Genomic DNA, 24,644 nt, shown 5'->3' on the forward strand with positions numbered 1-24,644 from the left:
GCCGCCCTTCGGCTGGGCGGGGCTTACGCCGTGATCCGCGCCTGTCCCGCCTCGCGCCGCGCCACCAGGTCCAGCGCCACGTCGACGATCATGTCTTCCTGCCCGCCCACCATGCGGCGCTGGCCTAGCTCCACCAGGATATCCACGGTCTTGAGCGCATAGCGCCCGGCGGCTGCCTCCGCGTGGCGCAGGAAGCTGGAATAGACGCCCGCATAGCCCAGCGCGAGGGTCTCGCGGTCCACGCGTACCGGGCGGTCCTGCAGCGGCCGCACGATCTCGTCGGCGGCGTCCATCAGCGTGTAGAGATCGCAGCCGTGGTTCCACCCGAGCCGGCTGGCGGCGGCGATAAACACCTCCAGCGGCGCGTTCCCTGCGCCCGCGCCCATGCCGGCCAGGCTCGCGTCCACACGGTCGCAGCCTTCTTCCACCGCGACGATGGAGTTGGCCACGCCCAGGCTCAGGTTGTGGTGTGCGTGCATGCCGGTCTGGGTCTGCGGCTTGAGCACGTCCTTGAAGGCGCGGAAGCGGTCGCGCACGTCGTTCATATTGAGCGCGCCACCAGAATCCACCACGTAGACGGTCTCGGCGCCGTAGCTTTCCATCAGCTTGGCCTGCTGCGCCAGCGCGGCGGGCGTGGTCATGTGGCTCATCATCAGGAAGCCCACCGTGTCCATGCCGAGCTCGCGCGCGTACTCGATATGCTGGCGCGACACATCCGCCTCGGTGCAGTGCGTGGCAACCCGCACCACGCGCGCGCCGGCATCGTACGCGGCGCGCAGGTCGTGCACGGTGCCCACGCCGGGCAGCAGCAAGGTGGCGACCTTGGCATGGCGGACGGTCTCTGCCGCCGCCGCGATCCACTCAAGGTCCGTATGCGCGCCGAAGCCGTAATTGAAGCTGGAGCCGGCGAGCCCGTCGCCATGCGCGACTTCGATCGAGTCCACCTTGGCGCCGTCCAGCGCTGCGGCGATGCGGCGCACGTCGGCCAGGCTGTATTGATGGCGGATGGCGTGGCTGCCGTCGCGCAGCGTGACATCCGAGATATAGAGTTTCTTCTGCGTGGCTTGCTGGGTCATGTCTTGTCTCCGTGAGCGCGCCGCTTACGCAGCCAGCCGTGTTTGCGCCAGGCGCTCGGCGCAGGCGAGCGCGGCGCTGGTCATGATGTCGAGGTTGCCGGCATAAGCCGGCAGGTAATGGGCGGCGCCTTCCACTTCGAGGAAGATCGATGTCTTCAGCCCGCTCATCCGCCCCAGCCCCGGGATATTCAACGGCGCGCACGGATCGATGCGCTCGAACTGCACCCGCTGCTTGAGCCGGTAGCCGGGCACATAGGCCTGCACCGCCTTCGCCATGGCTTGCACGCTGGCTTCTATCGCCGCCTCGTCAGCGTCGTCGGACAGCGTGAACACCGTGTCGCGCATCATCAGCGGCGGCTCGGCCGGATTCAGCACGATGATGGCCTTGCCGCGCGCCGCGCCGCCCACGGAGCAGATCGCCTGGCTGGTGGTCTCGGTAAATTCGTCGATATTGGCGCGCGTGCCCGGCCCGGCGGACTTGCTGGAGATCGAGGCCACGATCTCCGCGTAATGCACCTTGGCCACGCGAGACACCGCCGCCACCATCGGGATGGTGGCCTGGCCGCCGCAGGTGACCATATTGATATTGCTGGCACCGAGCTGCTGGTCCAGGTTGACCACCGGCACCACGTACGGCCCGAGCGCGGCCGGGGTCAGGTCGATCACCTGGACGCCGTGCTGCTGCAGGATCTGGTTGTGATGCGCGTGGGCGCCGGCCGAGGTGGCGTCGAAGGCGATGCGGATATCGCCAAAGCCGGCCATCCTCACCAGGCCTTCGATGCCCTCGGCCGTGGTGGGCACGCCCAGCCGCGCGGCCCGGGCCAGGCCGTCGGAGGCGGTGTCGATGCCGACCATCGCGCCCATCTCCAGATGCCGGCCGTGGCGCATGACCTTGATCATCAGGTCGGTGCCGATATTGCCCGAGCCGATGATGGCTACCTTGTGCTTGCCGGGCGGATGGCTGCCACCGGCGCCTGCTTTCATGTCCATGTTGTCTCCGTGCCCGGGCGGTCCAGGTCGGGTGCCGCCAGGCATTCCGTATGCCGCTCCCTCAGCGGCCGAGTTCCTTCGCTGTCTTGCCCGCGATGCCAAACTGCGTCTTGGGCACCTCGGTAATCATCACGCGCACGCTCTCGATCGGCGCGCCGATTGATTCCACGGCGGCGTCCGTCAGCGCGCTGATCAGGCGAGCCTTTTGTTCCTCGGTCCGGCCTTCGATCAGAAACACTTGCATGATGGGCATGGTTTTTCTCCTGCGGGGTGGGTTGAGTGGGTGGCATCGTACCGCGCCACCAGCACGCTCGCCGGGCGCATCAAACGAAGCGCATCAAACGAAACGCATCGATACGGTGCCGAGATGCTGGTAGCGCACCGTGATGCTATCGCCGGCCGCCACCGCAATGGCCTCGGTCACGCCGCCGGTCATGATGAAGGTGCCCGCCGGCAGCTCGCGCCCACGCGCGCCAAGCATGTTCGCCAACATGGCCACGCTGCTGGCCGGATGGCCGAGCACGGCGGCGCCGGCAGCGGTGGCCACCACTTCACCGTTCTTCTCCAGCACCACGCCGAGGTTCTTCAGGTCGATCCCCTCGGCGCTGCGATGCGTGCCACCGACAACAAAGCGTGCCGACGACGTATTGTCGGCGATCACGCTCTTGAGGTCGAAGCGGAAGTTCTCATAGCGCGAGTCGATCACCTCCACCGCCGGCAGCACGAAATCGGTGGCGGCCAGCACGTCGCCGATATGGCAGCCCGGCCCTTTGAGCGGATGCTTGAGCACGAAGGCGATCTCGGCCTCCACCTTGGGATGGATCAACGATGCGGTATCGATGGCGCCACCGTCCGTGCAGGCGCCGTAGTCGGTCAAGAAGCCATAGACCGGATCGGTCACGCCCATCTGGCGCATCTTGGCAAACGAGGTCAGCCCCATCTTCAGGCCCGCGATGCGGGTGCCGCGCGCTTGCTTGCGCGCCCGGATCGCGTCCTGGATGGCGTAGGCATCATCCCAGTCCATATCGGGATGGGTGTCGGTAATCTTGCGCACCGGCTCGCGGTTGCGCTCGGCGTTATCCAGGTGCTCGGCGAGCTGCTGGATGGTGTCTTGGGTGAGGTGCATGGCGTAGTCCTGGGCTGCTGTATGGAATCCGATCAAATGAAGCGCACGCCGGCTGAGCCGATGCCGCCCAGGCTGATGCGAAGCTGGTCGCCGGCCCGGACAGGCACCATCGCGGCCAGCGAGCCAGACAGGATCACCTCGCCCTTCTTCAGCCCGATGCCAAGGCGCCCCAGCGTATTGGCCAGCCACGCTACGGCGTTGGCCGGGTGGCCAAGCGCGGCGGCGCCCGCGCCGGTGGCGACGATCTCGCCGTTTTTCTCCAGCGTCATGCCAACGGTGCCGAGGTCAAGGCCGCGCGGGTCCACGGCGGCGTCGCCCAGCACGAACACGCCGGACGATGCGTTGTCCGCCACGGTGTCCTGGATCCGGATCTTCCAGTCGCGGATGCGCGAGTCGACGATCTCGAAGCACGGCAGCACATAGGCGGTGGCGCGCAGCACATCGGCGTTGGTCACGCCGGGACCTTCCAGGTCTTCCTTGAGCACGAAGGCGATTTCCCCTTCGGCCTTGGGCGCGATCAGCGTATCGGCGGCAATGGCGGCGCCGTCTCCGTAGACCATGCCGGACAGCAGGTGGCCAAAATCCGGCTGGCGCACGTCGAGCATGTCCATCACCACCCGGCTGGTCACGCCGATCTTCTTGCCGATCACGCGCTCGCCGGCGTCCAGGCGGTGCTGCACCATAGCCAGCTGGATGCGGTAGGCGTCGTCGATGGACAGTTCGGGATAGCGCTCGGTCAGCGGGGCGATGGCTTGGCGTTGATCCAGCGCCTGATGCAGGCGCGTGCCGATCTCAACAATGTCTTCGGGTCTCATGGCCTGCCTCAAAGTTTCACGCACACATTGCGCAGCTCGGTATAGAACTCCAGCGAATGCACCCCGCCCTCGCGGCCGATGCCGGATTGCTTGGCGCCGCCGAAGGCGGTGCGCAGGTCGCGCAGGAACCACGCGTTGATCCAGCAGATGCCCACCTCCAGCGCGCTGCCCATGCGGTGCGCGGTGCCCAGGTCGGACGTCCACACGGTGGCGGCCAGCCCGTAAGGCGTATCGTTGGCGAGGCGGATGGCTTCCTCCTCGGTATCGAACGGCGCGATATGGCAGCAAGGGCCGAAGATCTCCTCGCGGATCACGGCCGCATCCTCGGGCAGCCCGGTCCAGATCGTGGGCTGCACCCAGGCGCCCTCAGCCAGCGCGCCGGGCATCTCGGGCACACCCCCGCCGGTGACCACGGTAGCGCCCGCATCCACCGCCTTGCGGTAGTAGGACAGCACCTTGTCGCGGTGCTCCAGCGACACCAGCGGGCCCATGTTGACGCCCTCGTCATTCGGCCTGCCAATGCGCAAGGCCTCGGCCCTGGCCTTGAGCGCCGCGACGAAACGCGCGAAGATGGGCCGCTGCACATAGACGCGCTCGGTGCCCAGGCAGACCTGGCCGCTGTTCTCGAAGGCCGAGCGGGTGATGCCGGCCACAGCCTTGTCGAAATCCGCGTCGGCGAACACGATGCCGGCATTCTTGCCGCCCAGCTCGAACGAAACCGGGCGCACGCCATTGGCAGCCGCCTTCATGATGGCCTCGCCAGTACGCGTCTCGCCGGTGAAGGTGATGCCGTTCACATCCGGATGCGCGGTCAGGAAGGCGCCAGCGGAATCCGGGCCGAAACCATGGATCACGTTGTAGACGCCTGGCGGCACGCCGGCCTCGTTCATGACCTCCCCGAGCAGCGTGGCGGTCGCCGGCGTTTCCTCGGATGGCTTGACCACCACCGTGTTGCCGCACGCCAGCGCGGGGCCTACCTTCCAGGTCATCAGCAGCAGCGGCAGGTTCCACGGGCACACCACGCCGATCACGCCGCGCGGCGAGCGCACCGCATAGTTGATGGCCTCACCGCCATCCGGCGTGGCCATGGCAAAGCTCTCTGCCGGCACGTTCTTGATCAGGTCGGCGAACACCTTGAAGTTGGCGGCGCCACGCGGGATATCGATGTGGCTGGCAAGGGAGTGCGGCTTGCCGGTATCGGCGATCTCGGCTTGCAGGAAGTCGTCGAAGCGGCGGTTGATGCCATCGGCCACCGCGTGCAATATCTCGACGCGCCGCGCCACGGTCATCTTGCCCCACGGGCCCCTCAGCGCTTGCTTTGCCGCTGCGACGGCGGCATCGACCTCGGCCTGCCCGGCTTCGTGCACACGGGCGATCAGACTGTTGTCGACCGGGTTGCGGTCGTCGAACTGGCGGTTGGTGGCCACCCATTCGCCGTTGATGAAGTTCTTGAACTCTTTCATGTTGTCTCGCTTGGTGCGGCAGGGTGCGCCGCTTTGCCTTGCTGTCTTTCGCCTTTCGCCTTGCTCCCCTCTCCCACGCAGTGGGAGAGGGACCGGGGAGAGGGTGGGCGTTAGCTCGGAGTGAGCGCCTTCACTATTGCCACCGCCCGCCCTCTCCCCCGCCCCTCTCCCGCAAGCGGGAGAGGGGAGCAAACATTTGGTTCCTGACGTCTCGTCTCACTACGCCTCTACCCTGCTTTGCTCCCCTCTCCCACACGGTGGGAGAGGGGAGCGAACATTTGGCATCGGAGAAGTCGTCGCGCCGGGAATCAGGTCAGTACATTCAGGAACGCGTCGTTCAGCTTGCGGTCGTGATAGAAGATCGCCCTGCCCAGTTCGTTGTCGGTCCATGTGATGGTCGGCTTGTCCGGATAGTGGATATAGCCGCCGGAAAAGACCTCGTTCCGGTTGCCCGAAGGATCGAAGAAATAGATCGTCGCGCCGCGTGTAATGCCATGGCGCGTCGGCCCGATATCGAGCGACACGTCCTTTTTGGAAATAATGTCGGCGGCCTTCAACACCTCGCCCCAGTTGTCCAGGTTGAACGAGGCGTGATGGAACTTGTTCTTCTCCGCATGCCGGATGAAGGCGATGTCATGCGCCTTGTTGGAGCACGTCAGGAAGGCGCCGATCATCATCTTGTCAGGGCCGGCGACCACCTCCTCGGCCAGCGTGAAGCCAAGCACGTCGCGGAACAGCTTGACCGTGCCATCCAGGTCATCGCCGTACAGCAGGCAATGATCGAAGCGGCTGGGCGCCATGCCGCGCAGGTCGTCCGGCCACGGGTCGGGGTTGCTGTCGCCGGTCAGGCAGCCCAGCTTGTCCTTGTCGGCAAAGAGCTCGATGGCATGTCCCGTGGGAATGGTGAAGCGAAAGCGCACGCCGGTGCGCGGATGCTCGCCGGCGGGAATCCACTGGAAGTCCGAAGCGAGTCCGGACTGCTCCACCTCCTGCGCCAGCCGCTCCAGCGTGCGGCCGCTATCCACGCGAAAGCCCATGTAGTCCATGCCCGGGCTGTCGGCCTCGCGCAGGACCACACTGTGGTGATCGTGCTCGTCCCAGGCCTTCAGGTAGACGCGGCCCTTGTCGTCGCGCGCGGTTTCGATCAGCCCGAGAACCTCGGTGTAGTGCTTGAGCGCCGGTTCGAGTTCCAGCACGCGCAGTGCCACGTGCCCCGGGCGCAATACGCCTGTCAATGCCATGACTGTCTCCTTGATGATGGGGTTATTGGTCCATCTTTTATTGCTGCTTTTTTTGCTGCATTTATTGCTGCTTGTTCAACTGCGCTTGCGCTGCCTCCTGCCGCGCCCGCTGCTTGTCCAGGCAGCGCTGCAGCAACGCCACCGGCTGCAGGCGGATATCGCTGTCGGGGAAGGCCTTGCAGGCGAGCACAACCCCACTCACCTCCTCCGCCTCCGACAGGCAGGCGCGGCTCATCTTGCCGGTGTGGTAGCGGCCAACCTCGATGCGCACCTTGCACACCCCGCAGCCACCGCCCCGGCAGCCCGCGGGAATGCCACGCTTGCCCAGGGCTTCCATGGCGCGCAGCAGGTTCTGCTCCGGCGCGCAGGGGTAGCACTGGCCGCTTCCCGCGATCTCGACGGTATGCATGCCGCGCCCTCCATCAGATCTTGAACAGCGGGCTGCGCGCGCTGTTCTGTGCGTCGCCGGCCGAGATGAACTTCTCGGTGTGGATGTCCTCCTCGAACAGCCGGCCCTGCATCAACGTGCGGATGCAGGCTTCGATCATCGGCGGCGGGCCGCACAGATAGGCCTTGTGGCCACGGAAGTCGGCGGTAGCGCCATTGGCATAAAGGCCGTGCAGGACGTCATGCACATAGCCGCGCGCGCCAACCCAGCCACTGTCCGCCGGTTCGTCGGAGAGCGCGGGCACATAGCGGAAGTTGGGATGCGCGCCGGCCAGTGCACGGAACGCCTCGTCGTAGTACAGCTCCGTGCGGTTGCGCGCGCCCTGCACCAGCGTGATCGGCAGGGTCTCGCCGGCGGCGAGCATGTCCAGGATCATGGCGCGCGGGCTGGACAAGCCTGAGCCGCCCGCCAGGAACAGCATCGGCTTTTGCGCTGACTTGCGCACGAAGAAGCGGCCGTAAGGCGCGGAGAAACCGAGTTCGTCGCCCACCGACAACCGATCGTGCAGGTAGCCGGTGGCCTGCCCGCCTTCCACCCGCCGCACATGCAGCTCCACCACGTCGTCGCCCGGACGGTTGGCCAGCGAGAACGCGCGCGGCTGGTCGCAGCCCGGCACGCGCAGGTTGAGGTACTGGCCGGCCTGGAAGGCAGCCGCAGCGCCCCCCTTCACGCGCAGCCAGATGCCGCGGATGGTGGGGGTCAGCGCGCGGGCCTCCACCACCTCGGCACGATAGTCAGCCAGCGGCAGTCCGAGCGAGTCGGCGTCTTCCTCGATATCGGCCTCGATCACCATGTCGGACTGCGCGGTGGCGCAGCAGGCCAGGCACTGCCCGCTGTCGCGCTCGAAGTCCATCAGCGCGAAGCTGGAGGCCTCTCCATGCTCGAACTCGCCCTCCACCACCTGCACCTTGCAGGTGGCGCACAGCCCGTGGCAGCAGGCGTGCGGCAGCCACACGCCGTTGCGCAGGCAAGCATCCAGCACGGTCTGGCCCGGCGCGATGGGTATGGTCTGCCCGATCGGTTCAATGGTCAGGGAATACATCTTGTGTCTCCTACCTTAGCTGCCACTGTTAGCTGCCACTGCCGCCAATGCCATCCAGCCCCGGTGTGCGGAACCGGATCACCGCCTTGTGGCCCAGGCCGTTCTCTTCCAGCGTGCGATCAAGGTCTGGCTGCCAGGGCTCGCTGCCGCGCAGCCACTCCACGCGGCTCCAGTCGATGCGGGCAAAGTCAGGGTGATAGCCGTAGACGCCCGGCAGCACGTTCTCCACGACATCGCGCAGGCGCATCGACGGCGGCAAGGGAAGGCAATGCGGCGCACAGAACAGCAGGTGGCGGTCCCAGCCGATGTAGAGCAGGCGGTTGCCGTGGAACACCGCTTCGCGGTCGGCGGGCTCGAACGCGTAGGGGCCAATGGATACGACGGACATGGTGGTCTCCTTATCTCTTGTCTGCCGGCTGCTCAGGCAGCCGTGCCCGGCACGCCTTTCCAGGCGTTCCAGTTCTTCTGATCCTGCGAACCTTCGAAATCCAGGTTGTCCGCGCCAGGGTTGATGCGGTACCACTTAAGCACGTCGTCCAGCGATCCACCGCCGCAGTTGCCCTGGTAGATCTGGTGCACGGGCAACCAGGCCTGCGCGTACTTCTGCGGCTCGCCGTCGAAGATGTCCTTGCAGCCGTCCGAGCAGAAGTGGAACCGCATGCCGTGGTAGCTGCTCTCCCGGTAGCAGGTCTGGGTGGGGTCGTCCGGCTCCGAAAACACCATCGGGATCTGGCAGGTCTGGCACAGCATCGGCAGCGTGGCGTTGTAGAAGCGCTCCCCTTGCTGCTGGCGCTCCTGCCAGTAGTCGAGGCGCGGCTTGTAGTAGCGCGCGAAGGTGTCGGGATATTTCTCCGTCAGCCAGGCCATTTCGTCCTGCTTGGGCACCCAGGTATGGAAGCCGGCCGCGGCAGCGTAGTTGTAGAAGGTGCCCCAAGCCTCGTGGGTGATGCGGTCCTTGGTCTTGGTGGCCACCTCGTGGTACTTGGGCATGCGCAGGCCGTAGCGCTCCAGGTCCTTGAACAGCGCGCCGCCGGCCTGCTCGAAGTACATCTCCCAGGCTTCCGCCCACGACATCACGCGCTTGGGCAGCATGTAGTCCATCATCATGCCGACCAGCGTAAGCAGGCGAAAGCCGCGCCAGAACCATTTGTCCAGCCACTTCTGCAGGATGGGGATATTGTCCGGGTCCTGCTGGCACAGGAACTTCACCACTTCCAGGCCCAGCGTCATATGGCGCGATTCGTCGGACTGCGCCGAGAAGCCGAAGGTCACCGTGGCCATGTCGCCGTTGTAGGCCGCACCCGACATGAAGGGCATGAACAGCAGGTTGGTCAGCACATATTCGAAGGAGAACGAGATCGCGGTGATGAACTCGAACGGGCCCGCGCTCATGGCGTCTTCGAAATAGGACTTGGGCACGGACAGGTACCAGACCCGGTCATGCATGTGCTGCCATTCGCCGAAGCCGTTGAAGTACTTGTTGTAGACCGACAGCGTGTGCATCTGGGTCTGGGCGTGGCGCAGCTCGTCGATCGACTGCATCTGCGCCGCCACCCGCGCGCCGGCGCCGCGAAAGTGCCGTCCGAGGTGGGCGTAGCCGCGGTGCGCCGCGTACTCCAGCGGCGTCACGCCGGTCAGGAACAGGCGCAGCGCGTTCAGGTAGCGTGGGTCCGAGACGTTGAGGTGGCCGTTGTTCTGCACGAACGAATCGATGATCGCGTACAGCTTGCGCTCCTTTTCCGACTGGTATTTCCAGTAGGCGTCCATGGTCATGCGGAACGGGTCTTCCCATTTATCCCAGTCGTGGATCTTGATGCCTTCGTACTTGTCGTAGGGAAAAACCTTGTCCATCGGCTCGTAGGTGGTTTCCCAGCCGAGGTCGCGCGTCATCGTGGCGTACTTCTCGCGCAGGTTGAGCTTCTTGCGTGCGTCCATGTTGTCTGTCTCCGTTGTTTTTGCTGTGGGCGGGCCGATTCAGGCGTTCCAGTGCAGGGTGAAGGCGTCGTCGTCTTCGTCGATGTTTCCCGACAGCGAAATCAGGTTCAGGTGGATCTCCTGCAGGTTCCAGTCGCGCCCGAGCTTGTCGGAGACCAGTTCGCGCAGGATGGTCAGGTGTCCCGGCGCGTCGATCTTCACCATGGCGGGAAACTGCGACACCACCGCGTGTGGGTTGGCCTCGGTGATGGCCTCGATGATGGGACGGGTGTCGTCGTTGCTCTGCAGCGCGATATAGACGTTGGCGGTCATGGCGGTTTCCTCAGGCGGCAAGGCCGAGCTTGTTAAGACGCGTGTCGAACTGCTCCACGCACAGCGCCACCACCTGCTCGCCGCCCTCGCCCAGCAAGGTGTCGGCCACCGGCACCAGCGCCTCGGCCACCTGCGCGCGTGCGGCGCGAGCCCAGCCGGACAGCAGCATGCGATTGGCATCGGACTCTGCCGCGGCGGTCTGGATCACCGCGTCGACCCAGCGTGCGTGCTCCTCGCGCCAGTCGTTCATGAACTCAGTCAGCACCGCCAGCCCGGTGCCGCAGGCGCGCACGATGGCCGCGTCGGCGTGCTGGTACACCAGCGGATACAGGAGCCCGTCGAGCACGAGGTTCTGGGTAACGAAGGTCTCGAACCAGTCCTCGATCACAAAGCTGCGCTCGACCAGCCGGCGCATCGGCTGCCACGCGGCGCTCTCCATCCAGGCCACCTTGGCGCGCTCCAGCGCCACACCGGTGTTGCCGTCGAGCAGCATGCCGATGCGCGACAGGTACTGGGCAATGCCCAGGCGATCCATCGCGCAGTAGGTGCAGGCCTGGGTGATGGCCGTGCCCCAGCCGTAGTCGGCGCAATAGAAGTTGTTCATGTTGGCGCCCCACTCCACATGGCGCAGCGGCAGCAGGCCGTCGGCCAGGCGGTCCTGCCATTCGGCGGGCAACGCCTGCAGCAAGCCGCGCTTTTCCACGAAGGCGAAGCTCTTCTCGGTGGCGTCCTGCTGGCGGCCGCGCGCCGTCACGTAGGCGCCGTAGAAGTACTGGCGCGGGTCCTTGAGCGCGTACCAGTCCGCCATCACGATCGCGGTGCGGCGCTTGTCGTAGATCTCGTGTTGCGAGTCCCAGGTCGGGCGGTAGTGAAAATTCACTTCCGACTGCACATCGTAGGTGGCCTCCTGGTAGCGCGAGGCGGGCTTGTCGCCAAAGCGGCGCGCCACATGGCCGTAGGTCTGGCGCAGCGGCTGGATCTGCTGGGTCTTGATATCGACTTGCATCGCTTGGTCTCCTGGGTCTTGCTGTTTTTATGTGGGTGGTTCTGTGCGTGGTTCGGTGGGTGGTCCGGTGCGTGGGGGCTGGCCGTGCTCAGTCGTCCTGATCGGGCGCGGGGATCTCCGGCGGCAGGAAGCGCACGTGGTTGACGCTGCAGAAGGCCTCGAACATCGGCTCGGGCATGATCAGCTCGACATTGAGCTCGGGGTCCGCCACGCTGAACGCGAACTGCACAAAGCCCTCGGGCGTGCGGCCATCAACGCGGACGAACCGGGGCGAGGCTTCAAACAAGGGGACCGACTGGTTGATCATGACGCTGCTCCTTCGCGTGGGCTGTATGGCCTCTATTGCGAAGAGCGTGCCAGCTGGCGCAAACGACGGCGCCACAAGGCGCGTCGGGATTCGGGCCGCGCTGGGTTTCGCGTTTACCCGGAACTGCGCGTGCGCCGCGGCTCAATCAATTGATGAAGTGGATGGTGGAATTTGATCAAATGATCAAAGGCCGCGCCGGGTGGCGGTTTGCGGGGAGCCAGGTGTGACTTCGCAAGGCTGCGGCGTTGCAACAAGGAAGGGGGTTAGAAGTAGGAGGGGGAAGGGATTGCGGGCGCATGCGGCGCAATAAGCGGGGTGGTTACTTGATTGGGGTGGGGATTGGTGGATGGATCAAATGATTAAATGGGTTTTGGATAGTGGGTGGTGGGTGGCGCTGTTTGTTTGAACGGTGTTGGCGCTTGCACCCAAGAGCCATACGACATCCCGCTGCTGAGTTGGTCGCTGTTTCTTTGTACGGCGTTGGTTTTTGGACCCAAGTGCCATACGACATCCCCCTGCTGAGTTGGTCGCTGTTTCTTTGTACGGCGTTGGTTTTTGGACCCAAGTGCCATACGACATCCCCCTACGGGGGCTGCCGGTCACTCTTCTTTGCGTCGGCAAAGAAGACTAACGAGAAGAAAGCCGACCCTGCCGGGAGCAGAGCAATCGCGGGGGCGCAGGGCGCTGGTTTCGTCGTAGGGCCAGCGGTTCTGCTCGCTTCTGCCGGTACCGGTTTGACCGGCCACGAATCTGCCAGCTTCCGGGATTCGTGGTGAGGCCCCCGGTAGTAGACACCACTTGCTTCAAGCTGTCTGTCGCTCGCGGCGCGACCGGCCACGAAGTTGCGAGCGCACCGGTTCCGTCGTGGGCGCGGTGGCACCGCCTTGATTAGCCCGAGACCTTCACCACCGCGCCCGCCCCACCACGAAACCATTGACGGGCGATGTGTCGCGGCGCTTCGTGCCGGTAACGGCAGATGGTCGAACGCTCACCGAGCAAAGCGATCAGGGGCTCCACCACGTGACCATTGGGTCATGCAGTTACGATGACCTTTGAGCCGGTAGGATCCGCCAGCCAGCACTCCGGGCCGTACGACGAAACCACCGAGGCTGAACAGCCTTATTGCTCTGCGCCCGGCAGGGTCGGCTTTCTTCTCGTTAGTCTTCTTTGCCGACGCAAAGAAGAGTGACCGGCAGCCCCCGCAGGGGGATGTCGTATGGCTCTTGGGTCCAAAAACCAACGCCGTACAAAGAAAAAGCGAAAACCCCAAAACAGCGACCACCGCTCCCCCTCCCCCTACCCCCTAATCCCCCTAATCTTCCACCGATACGCCAACTGCGGCCGCGTAATCCCCAGCAACCGCGCCGCCTGACTCATATTCCCATTGGCGCGCTGCATGGCCGCCTCCATCAACACCGTCTCCACATCGCCCAGCGCGAGCTGCTGCTCAGCCATATGATCGAGCAAGCCATGCACGGCGGCCTCCCGCAGTTCGGGCAAGGTGCCCTTGACGCCAAGGCGCGGCGCGGTGTCCATGCCAGGCGGCGCGCTGGTCGGCAGGAACAGGTGGTCCGCTGATATCTGCCCCCCGTTGCTGGCCAGGATCACGCCACGCTCGATCACGTTCTCCAGCTCGCGCACATTGCCCGGCCAGTCATAGCGGCGCAGCTCGGCCAGCGCGCGGTCAGTGATGCCGACGATCTTCTTGCCGTGGCGCGCGCCGTAGCGGGCCACGAAGCGCTCCACCAGCAGGCGGATATCGTCGAGCCGCTCGCGCAGCGGCGGAATGGTGACGGGGTAGACGTTGAGCCGGTAATACAAGTCCTTGCGGAAGGTGCCCTGCTTCACGGCCTCGGCCAGGTCCACGTTGGTGGCCGCCACCAGCCGCACATCCACCTTGCGCGGCTCGGTGCCGCCCACGCGCTCTACCTCGCCCTCCTGCAGCACCCGCAGCAGCTTGGACTGCGCCGACGCCGACAGCTCGCCCAGCTCATCCAGGAACAGGGTGCCGCCATGCGCCCGCTCGAAGCGGCCCGGGCGCGACTGGTGCGCGCCCGTGAAGGCGCCCTTCTCCACGCCGAACAGTTCGGCCTCGATCAGCTCATCGGGAATCGCGGCGCAATTGACCGCGATGAAGGGCTTGTCGGCCCGGGCGCTCACGCCGTGCAACGCTTGCGCAAAGCGCTCCTTGCCAACGCCGGTCTCGCCCAATAGCAGCACCGTGACGCTGCTCCCGGCGGCGCGTTGCAGCAAGCCCCAGGCAGCGCGGAACTCGGGCGAGCCGCCGACCAGGTCGGCTGGCTTGTCGGTGCTGCGCTGCAAGGCGCGCAGGTGCTCGACCTCGCTTTGCAATTCCAGGATGGTCTCGATCACCGGGTCGGGCTGGTAAAGCGCCAGCACTTCGGCGCCGTCCTCCCACGCCTCCAGCGGCTTGCCGACGATGCGGCAGTGATCAGCGCCGCAGGCAATGCACTCGACCTCGCGGTAGAGGATAGTGCGGCCCATCAGGGCCGAGGTGTAGCCCGTGGCGTAGCCGATCTGCATCCAGCAGGCAGGCGCGTCGACAATGCCGAACAACTGCCGGTGCACGTCGCCTTCGAAGGAGTCCTCCCACAGGAATTCGCCGTCGTAGATGCCCGCGGCGATGTCGATGTCCACCTTGACCGGCGTCACCCGCACCACGCCTTCGATGGTGTGCAGGCAGGGCCCGATCTCGAGCAGGCCAAAGTCGCTGTCGCCCGGGCGCAGCTTCTTGGCCAGCTCCGCGTCGCGCATGCCGGAATGAAAGCCCATGCGCATGAACAAGCCGCGCGCGCGCTCCATGCCTAGGGTATCCACCAATTCCTTGCGCAAGGCGCCCAGCGCCGCAGTATGAATCAGGATCATGCGCTGCTCGTCCAGCCAGATGGAACCCTCCTCCATGGCAAAGCGCAGGCGCCGCGCGAGATGGGCCAGGCCGTCGCGCATGGTGGCCGAAAACTTGTCGGTTGAACTGCTCATTGTCTCCTCTCTTGGCGGCCAGGACACCCTCGGCGCGCGTGCTTTTCCTAGCACTGCACGCACATTATGTGCCATCCGCGCCCACCGGCCCCACGTGCGCCTGTCATGCCGGCGCAATGTCGCCTATGCTTTCCTTGACAGGGATCCCCGGGGCTATTGCACCGCACCACAAACTATGGAAAAAACCGCATTTGTCTTTGCAGGCGGCGGCAGCCTCGGCGCCATCGAGGCCGGCATGCTGCGCGAGCTGGTGGCGTGGGGCGTCAAGCCCGACCTGGTGATCGGCGCCTCGGCCGGCGCCATCAACGGCGCCTACTACGCCTGCAACCCGCATGTCGCAGGCACCAACCAGCTCGAGACGCTCTGGCGCGGCTTGCGCCGGGCCGAGGTGATGCCGTGGTCGTGGCGCAGCCTGTTTGGCATGCTGCGCGGACAGCGCGCCCACCTGGTCGACTCCGCCGCGCTGCAGCGCCTGCTGTCGCGCCACTTTGGCGATATTGCACTGGAGCGCGCTGAAGTGCCGCTATACGTGGTGGCCACCGATATGGCAACCGGCGCGGAGGTGGTGTTGTCCTCCGGCAGCCTGGTCCAGTCGGTGCTCGCCAGCGCAGCCATCCCGGGCGTGTTTCCGCCGGTGTCGCTGGGCGGGCGGCAACTGATAGATGGCGGCGTGGCCAACAACACGCCGGTGTCCACCGCCATCCGCCTGGGCGCCACACGCGTGGTGGTGCTGCCGGCAGGCTTTGCCTGCGCGCGGCGGCGCGAGCCGCGCGGGCCCATCGACCATGCCTTCAACGCGCTGTCGCTGCTGGTGGCGCGCCAGCTGGTGCAGGACCTCGAGCGCTGGGCCGATCACGCGCATATCTCGGTGGTCCCGCCGCTGTGCCCGCTCGACGTCTCCCCCTACGACTACACCCAGTGCGGCACGCTGATAGACCGTGCCGCCGCGGCCACGCTGGCCTGGCTCAACGCCGGCGGACTCGACAGCCGGCACATCCCCGGCGCGCTGTCCCCGCATTCGCACGACGAAGCCAACCCGAGCTGCGACTACGATCCGCACCAGGCGCACCCCGCGCACCCGGCACAAGGGTCCGACCATACGCATCAACCCCACGCCGGCCACACGCACGCTTGCGCCCCGCAGTAAGCTGGCTTTGGCATTGGCGAATTGCGTGGCCGGCCGATCCGGCGAATGATGCGGGATCTCAATCCTCCGGGTGGCAAGCACATGAGCGCAATTCTCGACGGCATCAAGGTACTCGACCTGACGCGGGTGGTAGCCGGCCCATGGGCCACGCAGAACCTGGCCGACATGGGTGCCACCGTCTACAAGATCGAGAAGCCCGGCGACGGCGACGACACCCGCAAGATGGGCCCGTTCCTGACCGATGCGCAGGGCGCGGCCACCAACGACTCCGCCTTCTACCTGGCCTGCAACCGCGGCAAGCAGTCGCTCACCATCGATATCTCCCGGCCCGAGGGCGCCGAGCTGGTACGCCAGCTGGCCGCCCGTTGCGACGTGGTGGTGGAGAACTACAAGGCTGGCAGCCTGAAGAAATACGGCCTGGACTACGAGTCCATCCGCGCGGTGCGCCCCGATGTGATCTATTGCTCGGTCACCGGCTTCGGCCCCGATGGCCCCTACGCAGCGCGCCCGGCCTATGACTTCATCCTGCAAGGCATGGCCGGCCTGATGAGCACCTGCGGCCAGCCGGACGGCAGCCCTGGCGGCGAGCCGATGCGCACCGCCATCCCCATCACCGACATCCTCACCGGCCTGTACGCCACCGTCTCCCTGCTAGGCGCGCTCTACCACCGCCAGGCCACCGGCGAAGGCCAGTACATCGATGCCGCCATGCTCGATGCCTCGGTCGCCGTCAATGGCCACCTGGCGCTGGGCTACCAGATGACCGGCAAGCTGCCCCGGCGCGCCGGCAACAGCAACCCCGTGGCCGCGCCCTCCGAAGTCTTTGCCTGCCGCGACGGCCACCTGATCATTGCCTCCGGCAACAACGGCCAGTTCGCCGCGCTGTGCAAGCTGCTCGGCATGCCCGAGCTGGCCGCTGATCCGCGTTACATGCAGAACGCCAACCGGGTTGCCAACCGCGATACGCTGCGCGAGACGATTGCCGAGCGAGTGGCCACCTGGAACGCGGCGGACCTGCTGGCGTCGCTGGAGCGCGCCGGCGTGCCCGGCGGCCCGATCAACGAGCTCGACGAAGTGTTCGAAGATGCGCAGGTGAAGCATCGGGGCTTGCTGGTGCAACTGCCGCACGGGCGCGGCGTGAATGCGCCGAGCCTGCGCAGCCCGATGCGGTTCTCGGCCACGCCCGTGGCGATGCGCTGCCCGCCGATGCTGGGCGAGCACACGGATGCGGCCCTGCGGGCGGAACTGGGCTTAAGCGACGAGGACGTCGCGGGCTTGAGGGAGCGGGGAATCCTGTAGTTGGCCATTCGGTTGGCCATTCGGTTGGCCGCTCGGTTGGCTGCCTTGCGTGCGGCGCGCAACGCTCGGAATTGACGCGCCCCGGGAACGGGTACATCCTCTGGACATACTCTTCCCATCAGCGGAGCAAGCCATGACCTCAAACGAATTCGCATCGTTCAAGGCACACTTGTCCATGTTGCTGCGCGACCTCCCGGTCGGGACCACGGCGGACCTCGCCGACGTGGCGGTGGCGGCGTACTGGGATGGCACGCGGATCGTCGGCACCTACCTGCGCGACGGCGGGCACCTGGACGAGGCCTTCGACTTCGACGAAAACGCCTGGGAGAACTGGCACGACGACTTCGTCGGCTGGCTGGCCACGCCGAGTTTCACGCAGCGCGATGAACTGAGGGCTTCGCTGGCAGGCGCGGGCTGACGAGCGCATGCGCGCTCGCGACCAGGCATGCGACCGGGTTCGCGACCGCGCTTACGACCGCGCTTACGACCGCGCTTACGACCGGGCTTACAACAATACGCACCGTCCTCCAGCCGGAGGACCGGCGCCACCATCGCACTGCGAGCCCATCCGACGCATGCCTTACTTCGGCTGCGACACCACCCGCAGATACGGCTTGAGCGTCTTGAAACCCTGCGGGTATTTCTTCTTGGCGTCGTCGTCGGAGACCGAGGTGGGGATGATCACGTCTTCGCCCGGCTTCCAGTTCACCGGCGTGGCTACCGTGTGCTTTGCATTCAGCTGCAGCGAATCCAGCAGCCGCAGCACTTCGTCAAAATTGCGGCCGGCGCTCATCGGATAGACCAGCATCGCCTTGACTTTCTTGTCCGGCCCGATCAGGAACACCGAGCGCACGGTGGCATTGTCCACGGCAGTGCGCGGCCCGCCACTCGCGTTCGGATGAATCATGTCGTAGAGCTTTGCGACCGTGAGGTCGACGTCGCCGATCATGGGATAGTTGACGGCGTGGCCCTGCGTCTCCTCGATGTCCTTGACCCACTTCTGGTGGTCCGCGACCGGGTCCACGCTCAGGCCGATGATCTTGGTGTTGCGCCGGTCGAATTCCGGCTTGAGCCGGGCCATATAGCCCAGTTCCGTGGTACAGACCGGGGTGAAGTCCTTCGGATGGGAAAACAGGATGGCCCATTTGTCCCCAATCCATTCGTGGAAACTGATTTTCCCCTCCGTGGTATCGGCAGTGAAATCGGGCGCTTCGTCACCGATGCGAATCGACATGTTCAACCTCCATGGGTTTAAGTGGGGGCGAGACAATGACCGGCATGGTAGCGGCTGTCGTCCCGACGCTGCCGTGACTTTCGGCGCGCTAGGCTCAGTATAGTGGGCTGTGACGCTGCGCAAAGGTGGATACGAGAGGTAATGCAAGCGCGCCTCCAGTACCATGCGCCGCACGCCCGGCAACCGATCTCGCGTACTTCGTGAATCACCTGCGCCAGCCGGATATTCCGTTGCGGCATTGCGCTAACGATCCAGCGCGCCGCGTACAGCCGCCTCGAACCTGGGATCCAGCACCGCGCCCACATTGAAGCGCGACCACGGCGATGTCGCCTCGGAGTCCACGCGGAAGACGCGGCCCGGGGCGATCACGACCTTCTGCGGCAGCAGCCTCTGCGCCAGCACCAGCGAGTCGTCCACGTTCGGCAACGCCCCCCACAGGTACAAGCTCTGCCCGGTCCGCGCAAAGATGCGCGCATCCAGCCGCTCGAACAGCGCCAGCGCCTTGTCGGTGGCCTCCGCCAGGCGGGAGCGCAGCTTGGTGATGTAGCGCTGGTAGTGCCCTTCGCTCAGGATCACATCGACGGTGCGCTCGCAGTACTCCGAGCTGCTCACGTGGATCAGCGCCTTGAGATCGGCGAGATCGCTTGCCAGATCCGCACCGCAGGCAATGAATCCCACCCGCAACGCGGCGGAGACGGACTTGGAGAAGCTGCCGATATAGATGGTCCGCTCCAGCTGATCCAGCGCCGCGAGCCGGGGCAGCGTGGTGGGCTTGAAATCCGCCAGCGCATCGTTTTCCACCAGCAGCAGGTCGAACTTCTGCGCCAGCTGCAGCACGCGGTAGGCCTTGGCGGCGGAGAGGTCCGAGCCGGTGGGGTTGTGCGCGACGGACTGGGTGAAGAACAAGCGCGGCCGTTCCTGGATCAGCAACTGCTCCAGCGCCTCCAGGTCAGGCCCATCGGCAAGGCGCGGCACGCCGACAATCCTGACGCCAGCCAGCTTGAGCTTGCCGAACAGCGGGTAATAGCCGGGATCGTCGACCAGGACCGTCGCGCCGGCCGGCAGGAAATACCGTATCACCAGGTCGATGGCATCGTTGGCGCCATGCGTCAGGACGATCTGCCGGGGATCGGCGCCGATGCCAAGGTCGCCCAGCTTGCGCACCAGGTGATCGCGCAGGGGCCCGTAGCCGAAGCGATTGCCGTAGCGGAACAAGGCGCCCAGGCCGGTGCGCACCACCTTGTGGTGGTACTTGTCCAGGCGCGCCTCCGCTAGCCACGCCACCGGCGGAAACCCATCGCCCACCGCCAGCACGTCCGGGCTGCTCTTCAATTGCTCGCGCATCAGCCAGACGATGTCCATCGCGCGCCGCAGCGAACCGGCATCTTCGTCCCGCGGCGCTTTGGCCGGCCGCGCGAGCACGAAGTAGCCCGCGCCGCGCCGGGGTTCCACCAGGGCGCGCCCCACCAGGATCTCGAACGCGGCGACGACCGTGTTCTTGCTGTACCCGTGCAGCTGCGCCAGCTCCCTGAGCGAGGGCAGCTTGTCGCCGGTGCGGTAAGCGCCTTCGACAATCTGCCGCTCGATGGCATCGGCCAGCACGGTGGCAATCGAGGGGGATCTGGGGTTCGTCATCGGCTTGTGCTCCGGAAGGCTGGATCAAACTGTCCTGCCCAACTGTACCTTTTTATGCTGGTACAGTGTACCTAAACTGTCTCCATTCCAAACCCACTCACGGAGACACCGATGGTGACCGATTCTCGCCTGCCCAATTTCCGCGCCATGACGCCTGCCCAGCGCCTGGCCTACGTAGGCGATGCCGCCGCCTTGTCGGCGCACGACATCCGGCTCGTGGCCGAGCCCGGCGCCCTGGGTGTCGAACTCGCCAACGGCATGATCGAGAATGTGATCGGCACATTTGAGCTGCCGTTTGGCGTCGCGGGCAACTTCCAGGTCAATGGCCGGGACGTGCTGGTGCCGATGGTGGTGGAAGAGCCGTCGGTGGTGGCCGCGGCCTCGTTCATGGCCAAGCTGGCGCGCGAATGCGGCGGCTTCGAGGCTTCCAGCACAGGTCCGCTGATGCGGGCGCAGGTGCAGGTCCTGGGCGTCACGGACCCTTACGGCGCCCGGCAGGCCTTGCTGAAGCAGCGGGCCGCGATCCTGGACGTGGCAAACAGCCGCGACAAGGTGCTGATTGGCCTTGGCGGCGGCTGCAAGGATATCGAGGTCCACGTCTTCCCCGATACGCCGCGCGGGGCCATGGTTGTGATCCACCTGATCGTGGATGTGCGCGATGCCATGGGCGCCAACACGGTAAACACCATGGCCGAAGCCGTTTCGCCGCTTGTGGAGAACATCACCGGCGGCTCCGTGCGGCTGCGCATCCTCTCCAACCTGGCCGACCTGCGGCTGGCACGCGCACGCGTGCGGCTGACGCCGGAGGTGCTCGCCACCAAGGAGCGCAGCGGCGCCGAGATCATCGAGGGCGTGATCGACGCGTATACCTTTGCCGCCATCGACCCCTACCGGGCCGCCACGCACAACAAGGGAATCATGAATGGCATCGACCCCGTGATCGTGGCGACCGGCAATGACTGGCGCGCGGTCGAGGCCGGCGCCCATGCCTATGCCTGCCGCGGCGGCCGCTATACGTCTCTGACGCACTGGGAGAAAGACACCGGCGGCGCCCTGGTCGGCACCATCGAAATGCCGATGCCGGTGGGCCTGGTCGGGGGTGCCACCAAGACGCATCCGCTGGCACGCCTGGCGCTGAAGATCCTCGACGTCAAATCCGCCCAGGAACTCGGCGAGACCGCGGTCGCGGTGGGCCTGGCGCAGAATCTTGGCGCGCTGCGGGCGCTGGCTACCGAGGGCATCCAGCGCGGCCACATGGCGCTGCATGCGCGCAATATCGCGCTGGTGGCCGGCGCCACCGGCGACGAGGTCGACAGCATTGCAAAGCGCATGGCCGAGGAGAAAGACGTGCGCACCGACCGGGCGGTAGCGTTGCTGGCGGCGCTCAGGAGCAGGTAAGCAGGTAAGCAGGTAAGCAGGTAAGCAGGTAAGCAGGTAAGCAGGTAAGCAGGAACATGCGGCACAGCCGCGGCGAACAACAAGAACCAGAGCTGGCATCGACGCGCGCAAGCATGCAAGCACGCACCGGGATGCCAGCCACATCCGGAGACATGTAAATGAATACACAGCAAGCGCCCTCGGCGCGGCGTCTCGTCGAGGTTTGGGGAGACACCGCGGATACCCGGCACCTGGCGTGGTCCATCGCCATCGGGGCCGTGGTCAGCCTGACGGGATTCCTGCTCGCCAGCCGCGTGCTCAACGGGCTGGTCAAGACACCGGAGCTGGCGCGTGCCTACGCCATGCTGGCCGGCCTGGCAGGCTGCCTGCTCGCGGGCCTCATCTGCGCCTGCCTGTTCCGGCCCAAGCGGGAAGTGATCGAAGGCGAGGCCGCCGATCCGACCTGGCGCGAGCAAGTGCTGGACAAGCTCGCGGAGGAAGCCGGCGGGCTCGGCGCCATCGCGGACCTTCCCGCGCCCGTGGTGCAGGAGCTCAAGGAGCTGCAACTCTTCGAGCTCTTCGCCGCGCGCGAGCGCCGCAACGGCGTGCCGCAGCCGGCGCAGGACGTGGCGCTCTCCACGCCCACCACACACACCACGCCCGTCAGTCCCCGGTCCAACCTGGCTTGAACGCCGGCCCACGGATATCCAGGATATCGAAGGCTCATCATGATCGAATCTGCACTGCTTACCCACATCCTCATTGCCGCCGGCATGGGGCTGGCCGGCGCCGTCGTCTTTGCGGCGATCGGCTTGATCTCCGGCACCGATGAAACCACCACGCTGGCGCCGCTGACGCTGCTGGTGGTGTTGCTGGGCGTGCCGCCCGAGGGGGTCTTCACGTTCTTCCTCGCCGGCGCCGTCGCCAAGCACATGACCCACGCCATCCCGACCGCGCTGCTCGGCATCCCCGGCGACACGATGGCCACGCCGCTGCTGCAGGACGCCAACCACCTGCGCAACCTGGGCGTGCCGCATATCGCGCTGCGCAAGATGATCTCGGGCGCGCTCATCGCGGCGTTTATCGCCGTGCCGCTGGCGGTGCTCTTCGCCGTCCTGCTCGCGCCGTTCGGCTCGGCGATCACCAAGGCCGCGCCGTGGATCTTCGTGGTGGCCGCCGTGATCATCGCCTACAGCTCCGCCGGCAGGTGGGCTTCGGTGGCCACGCTGGTGCCCTTTGTCGTGGTCATCGTGGCGTTGCAGACGCTGACGGCGAAGTTCGGCGTCAAGCTCAGCATCAGCTACTTCCTGGGCATCGCCATCGGCCCACTCATTGCGGATCTCTTCTCCTCCATCTCCCCGGTGGATCGCCCGCGCATGCAGCGGGACCGCGTGCGCACGTTCGCGCTGGCGCCTGACGTCAAAGGCTGGTCGGGGTACTTCCCCAATCCGTTCAAGGTGCTAGATCGCAGCCAGGTGAAATGGACCGTGGCCACCGCCACCGTGTCGAGCGCGACGTTCGTGTTCAGCCCGGTCGCCATGACCGTGGTCCTCGGCGAGATCGTGGGGGCACGGGTCAAGCACGCCTATCACCGCCTGACCACCGTGCTCAGCGCACGCAATGGCATCACGGAAGCCACCTATATTGCCGAGGCCCTGATCCCGCTCATCGCCTTCGGCTTGCCGCTCAGCCCGGTTGCTGCCGGCCCCGCCGCGCCGCTGTTCAACGCGCCGCCCGTCTACACCGTGGACGCCGGCGCCGGCCAGACCCACAACCTGCACAACCTGCTGAACCACTGGGAGTTTCTCGGCTACGGGCTGCTGGCCGTGCTGCTAGCCGCGCTGGTGTCCTACCCGTTTGCCATGAACTACGCGCGCAGCGCCGCCCTGTTCGTGTCGCGCAAGGTGTCGCATGAAGCCATCATCGCCACCTTCGTCGGCCTGATCCTGGTCATCAGCGTCTGGGAAGGCCAGTTCCTTGGCCTGCTGGTCATCCTGACCATGGGCTTGCTGGGCGGGCTGCTCTCCAGGGCGATCGGCTTCAATACCGGCGTGCAGTTCATGGGCTACTACACCGCCGTGCTCACAGTGCCCGCGCTGCTCAAGCTGGTCGGCTAGCCCTGAAGGACCAAAGGACCAAAGGACCAAAGGGCCAAGGCGGCGCGCCATGACGACGGCGGCCTCTGCCACCCGTCACTCGACGTGGATGCCGCCCTTCTTCACTACCTCGCCCCACCGCCCGGCCTCTTCCTTGATGAATGCCTGGAACTGGTCGGGCGTCCCGCCTACCGGATCGATCCCGTACTCGATCAGGCGCGCCTTCACCTCTGGCTGGTGCAGCACCGCATCCATCTCGGCCGAGAGCTTTGCCAGCACCGGCCTGGGCGTCCTGGCGGGCGCGATCAGGCCGATCCAGCTGCTGGCCGTCACGGCCGGATAGCCTGCCTCGGCCATGGTCGGCACGTCGGGCGCGGCCGGCCAGCGCGTGGCGCTGGTGATCGCCAGCGCCTTGAGCTTGCCGGCTTTCACCTGCGGCATCATGGTCTGCACGGAATCGAAGATCATCGCCACCTGCCCGGAGAACAGGTCCGGCAACGCCGGCGACACGCCCTTATAGGGCACGTGGGTCATCTTGATGCCGACCGCTTGCGAGAACAGCTCGCCGGCCAGATGCGCGCCGGAGCCGTTGCCGCTGGAGGCGTAGGTCATCTTGTCGGGATTGGCCTTGCCCCAGGCCACCAGCGCCTTCACGCTGCCGGGCGGCAACTGGGCGCTGGACACCAGCAGCAGCGGGATGCGCCCGATCTGGCTGACGCCCGTGAGGTCCTTGACCGGGTCGTAGCTCATTTTGGGGTAGAGGCTGGGGTTGATGGCATGCGCGGCCACCACCACCAGCAGCGAGTAGCCGTCGGGCGCGGACTTGGCCACGTTGTCAGAGCCGATCATGCCGTTGGCGCCGGGGCGGTTCTCGACCACCACGGGCTGGCCCAGGCGCTCGGCCAGCTTTTGCATGACCAGCCGCGTCACGGCGTCGGACACGCCGCCCGGGGTGTAGGGCACCACCACGCGCACGGGCTTTGACGGATACGGCGCCTCGGCGCGCGCCGTGGCGCTCAGGCCGCACGCCAGCGCGGCGGCGATCAGGCATGCGTTCATCCACAGGCCACGGGCACGGGGCTCCCTCTCCCACAA

Annotated in this window: 23 protein-coding genes and 1 pseudogene; 6 read left to right on the forward strand and 18 right to left on the reverse strand. The window is 66.0% G+C overall.

The features are described 5' to 3' along the window. Window positions 1-23 precede the first annotated feature (23 nt). The 15 genes and pseudogenes from dmpG to poxR all read right to left on the reverse strand — a co-directional run bounded on the left by dmpG (window position 24) and on the right by poxR (window position 14,761). Window positions 24-1,076, reverse strand: a complete 1,053-nt coding sequence (dmpG, locus tag AC1Q7Q_RS13820; protein ID WP_492375378.1) for a 4-hydroxy-2-oxovalerate aldolase — start codon at window positions 1,074-1,076, stop codon at window positions 24-26. A 24-nt stretch (window positions 1,077-1,100) separates the two neighbouring features. Further along, on the reverse strand, window positions 1,101-2,066 hold the full coding sequence (locus AC1Q7Q_RS13825) for an acetaldehyde dehydrogenase (acetylating) (RefSeq protein WP_492375379.1): 966 nt from the start codon (window positions 2,064-2,066) through the stop codon (window positions 1,101-1,103). Between the two features lie 61 nt (window positions 2,067-2,127). After that, window positions 2,128-2,322 (reverse strand): annotated as a pseudogene (thmT, locus tag AC1Q7Q_RS13830) (2-hydroxymuconate tautomerase); the annotation flags it as partial. 81 nt (window positions 2,323-2,403) lie between these two features. Next, window positions 2,404-3,192, reverse strand: a complete 789-nt coding sequence (dmpH, locus tag AC1Q7Q_RS13835) for a 2-oxo-3-hexenedioate decarboxylase (RefSeq protein ID WP_492375380.1) — start codon at window positions 3,190-3,192, stop codon at window positions 2,404-2,406. A gap of 32 nt (window positions 3,193-3,224) precedes the next feature. Then, complete coding sequence (gene dmpE, locus AC1Q7Q_RS13840; RefSeq protein WP_492375381.1) at window positions 3,225-4,007, reverse strand: 2-oxopent-4-enoate hydratase; 783 nt, start codon at window positions 4,005-4,007, stop codon at window positions 3,225-3,227. An 8-nt stretch (window positions 4,008-4,015) separates the two neighbouring features. Further along, a complete protein-coding gene (locus tag AC1Q7Q_RS13845; protein ID WP_492375382.1) occupies window positions 4,016-5,470 on the reverse strand; it encodes a 2-hydroxymuconic semialdehyde dehydrogenase in 1,455 nt (484 codons plus the stop codon). Between the two features lie 308 nt (window positions 5,471-5,778). Next, the gene (locus tag AC1Q7Q_RS13850; protein ID WP_174423991.1) at window positions 5,779-6,711 is read right to left on the reverse strand and encodes a catechol 2,3-dioxygenase; all 933 of its coding nucleotides are present in this window, start codon (window positions 6,709-6,711) and stop codon (window positions 5,779-5,781) included. A gap of 61 nt (window positions 6,712-6,772) precedes the next feature. Next, window positions 6,773-7,120 carry a 2Fe-2S iron-sulfur cluster binding domain-containing protein gene (locus AC1Q7Q_RS13855; protein WP_492375383.1) on the reverse strand — a complete coding sequence of 116 codons (348 nt, stop codon included), beginning with the start codon at window positions 7,118-7,120 and terminating at the stop codon, window positions 6,773-6,775. Between the two features lie 13 nt (window positions 7,121-7,133). After that, entirely contained in the window at window positions 7,134-8,201 is a 1,068-nt protein-coding gene (locus AC1Q7Q_RS13860; protein ID WP_492375384.1) for an NADH:ubiquinone reductase (Na(+)-transporting) subunit F, read from the reverse strand. 28 nt (window positions 8,202-8,229) lie between these two features. Continuing rightward, a complete protein-coding gene (locus tag AC1Q7Q_RS13865) occupies window positions 8,230-8,589 on the reverse strand; it encodes a phenol hydroxylase subunit P4 (protein ID WP_416053218.1) in 360 nt (119 codons plus the stop codon). Window positions 8,590-8,621: 32 nt separating this feature from the next. After that, a complete protein-coding gene (locus AC1Q7Q_RS13870; protein ID WP_150987097.1) occupies window positions 8,622-10,136 on the reverse strand; it encodes an aromatic/alkene/methane monooxygenase hydroxylase/oxygenase subunit alpha in 1,515 nt (504 codons plus the stop codon). Between the two features lie 39 nt (window positions 10,137-10,175). Then, window positions 10,176-10,448 carry an MmoB/DmpM family protein gene (locus AC1Q7Q_RS13875; RefSeq protein WP_492375385.1) on the reverse strand — a complete coding sequence of 91 codons (273 nt, stop codon included), beginning with the start codon at window positions 10,446-10,448 and terminating at the stop codon, window positions 10,176-10,178. 10 nt (window positions 10,449-10,458) lie between these two features. Then, window positions 10,459-11,454 (reverse strand): aromatic/alkene monooxygenase hydroxylase subunit beta, encoded by a 996-nt coding sequence (locus AC1Q7Q_RS13880; RefSeq protein WP_492375386.1) that lies wholly within the window; start codon window positions 11,452-11,454, stop codon window positions 10,459-10,461. A gap of 88 nt (window positions 11,455-11,542) precedes the next feature. Beyond that, window positions 11,543-11,761: a phenol hydroxylase subunit gene (locus AC1Q7Q_RS13885; RefSeq protein ID WP_150987093.1), complete on the reverse strand. Its 219-nt coding sequence runs from the start codon at window positions 11,759-11,761 to the stop codon at window positions 11,543-11,545. Window positions 11,762-13,057: 1,296 nt separating this feature from the next. Further along, window positions 13,058-14,761, reverse strand: a complete 1,704-nt coding sequence (gene poxR, locus AC1Q7Q_RS13890; RefSeq protein WP_492376361.1) for a phenol degradation transcriptional regulator PoxR — start codon at window positions 14,759-14,761, stop codon at window positions 13,058-13,060. Window positions 14,762-14,936: 175 nt separating this feature from the next. On the opposite strand from poxR, the gene AC1Q7Q_RS13895 reads away from it, so the two are divergent. From AC1Q7Q_RS13895 to AC1Q7Q_RS13905, 3 genes are all read left to right on the forward strand, one after another. After that, on the forward strand, window positions 14,937-15,908 hold the full coding sequence (locus AC1Q7Q_RS13895; protein ID WP_492376362.1) for a patatin-like phospholipase family protein: 972 nt from the start codon (window positions 14,937-14,939) through the stop codon (window positions 15,906-15,908). A gap of 81 nt (window positions 15,909-15,989) precedes the next feature. Next, a complete protein-coding gene (locus AC1Q7Q_RS13900) occupies window positions 15,990-17,207 on the forward strand; it encodes a CaiB/BaiF CoA transferase family protein (protein ID WP_492376363.1) in 1,218 nt (405 codons plus the stop codon). 133 nt (window positions 17,208-17,340) lie between these two features. After that, entirely contained in the window at window positions 17,341-17,625 is a 285-nt protein-coding gene (locus tag AC1Q7Q_RS13905; protein WP_492376364.1) for a hypothetical protein, read from the forward strand. 162 nt (window positions 17,626-17,787) lie between these two features. Here the strand turns inward: AC1Q7Q_RS13905 and AC1Q7Q_RS13910 are convergent, their stop codons facing one another. Next, window positions 17,788-18,441: a peroxiredoxin gene (locus AC1Q7Q_RS13910; protein ID WP_006158821.1), complete on the reverse strand. Its 654-nt coding sequence runs from the start codon at window positions 18,439-18,441 to the stop codon at window positions 17,788-17,790. Window positions 18,442-18,684: 243 nt separating this feature from the next. Further along, window positions 18,685-20,076 carry an aminotransferase-like domain-containing protein gene (locus AC1Q7Q_RS13915; RefSeq protein WP_492376365.1) on the reverse strand — a complete coding sequence of 464 codons (1,392 nt, stop codon included), beginning with the start codon at window positions 20,074-20,076 and terminating at the stop codon, window positions 18,685-18,687. Between the two features lie 111 nt (window positions 20,077-20,187). Here AC1Q7Q_RS13915 and AC1Q7Q_RS13920 point away from each other — a divergent pair, with 111 nt between their 5' ends. The 3 genes from AC1Q7Q_RS13920 (at window position 20,188) to AC1Q7Q_RS13930 (ending at window position 23,570) form a co-directional block, all read left to right on the forward strand. Continuing rightward, window positions 20,188-21,474 (forward strand): hydroxymethylglutaryl-CoA reductase, degradative, encoded by a 1,287-nt coding sequence (locus AC1Q7Q_RS13920; RefSeq protein ID WP_492376366.1) that lies wholly within the window; start codon window positions 20,188-20,190, stop codon window positions 21,472-21,474. Between the two features lie 158 nt (window positions 21,475-21,632). Beyond that, window positions 21,633-22,142 carry a hypothetical protein gene (locus AC1Q7Q_RS13925; protein WP_492376367.1) on the forward strand — a complete coding sequence of 170 codons (510 nt, stop codon included), beginning with the start codon at window positions 21,633-21,635 and terminating at the stop codon, window positions 22,140-22,142. Between the two features lie 39 nt (window positions 22,143-22,181). Beyond that, window positions 22,182-23,570 (forward strand): tripartite tricarboxylate transporter permease, encoded by a 1,389-nt coding sequence (locus AC1Q7Q_RS13930; protein ID WP_492376368.1) that lies wholly within the window; start codon window positions 22,182-22,184, stop codon window positions 23,568-23,570. A gap of 75 nt (window positions 23,571-23,645) precedes the next feature. Here the strand turns inward: AC1Q7Q_RS13930 and AC1Q7Q_RS13935 are convergent, their stop codons facing one another. Further along, on the reverse strand, window positions 23,646-24,608 hold the full coding sequence (locus AC1Q7Q_RS13935; protein ID WP_492376374.1) for a tripartite tricarboxylate transporter substrate binding protein: 963 nt from the start codon (window positions 24,606-24,608) through the stop codon (window positions 23,646-23,648). Between the last annotated feature and the right edge of the window lie 36 nt (window positions 24,609-24,644).

This window comes from Cupriavidus sp. GW823-FHT07A04 (genome assembly GCF_058794615.1).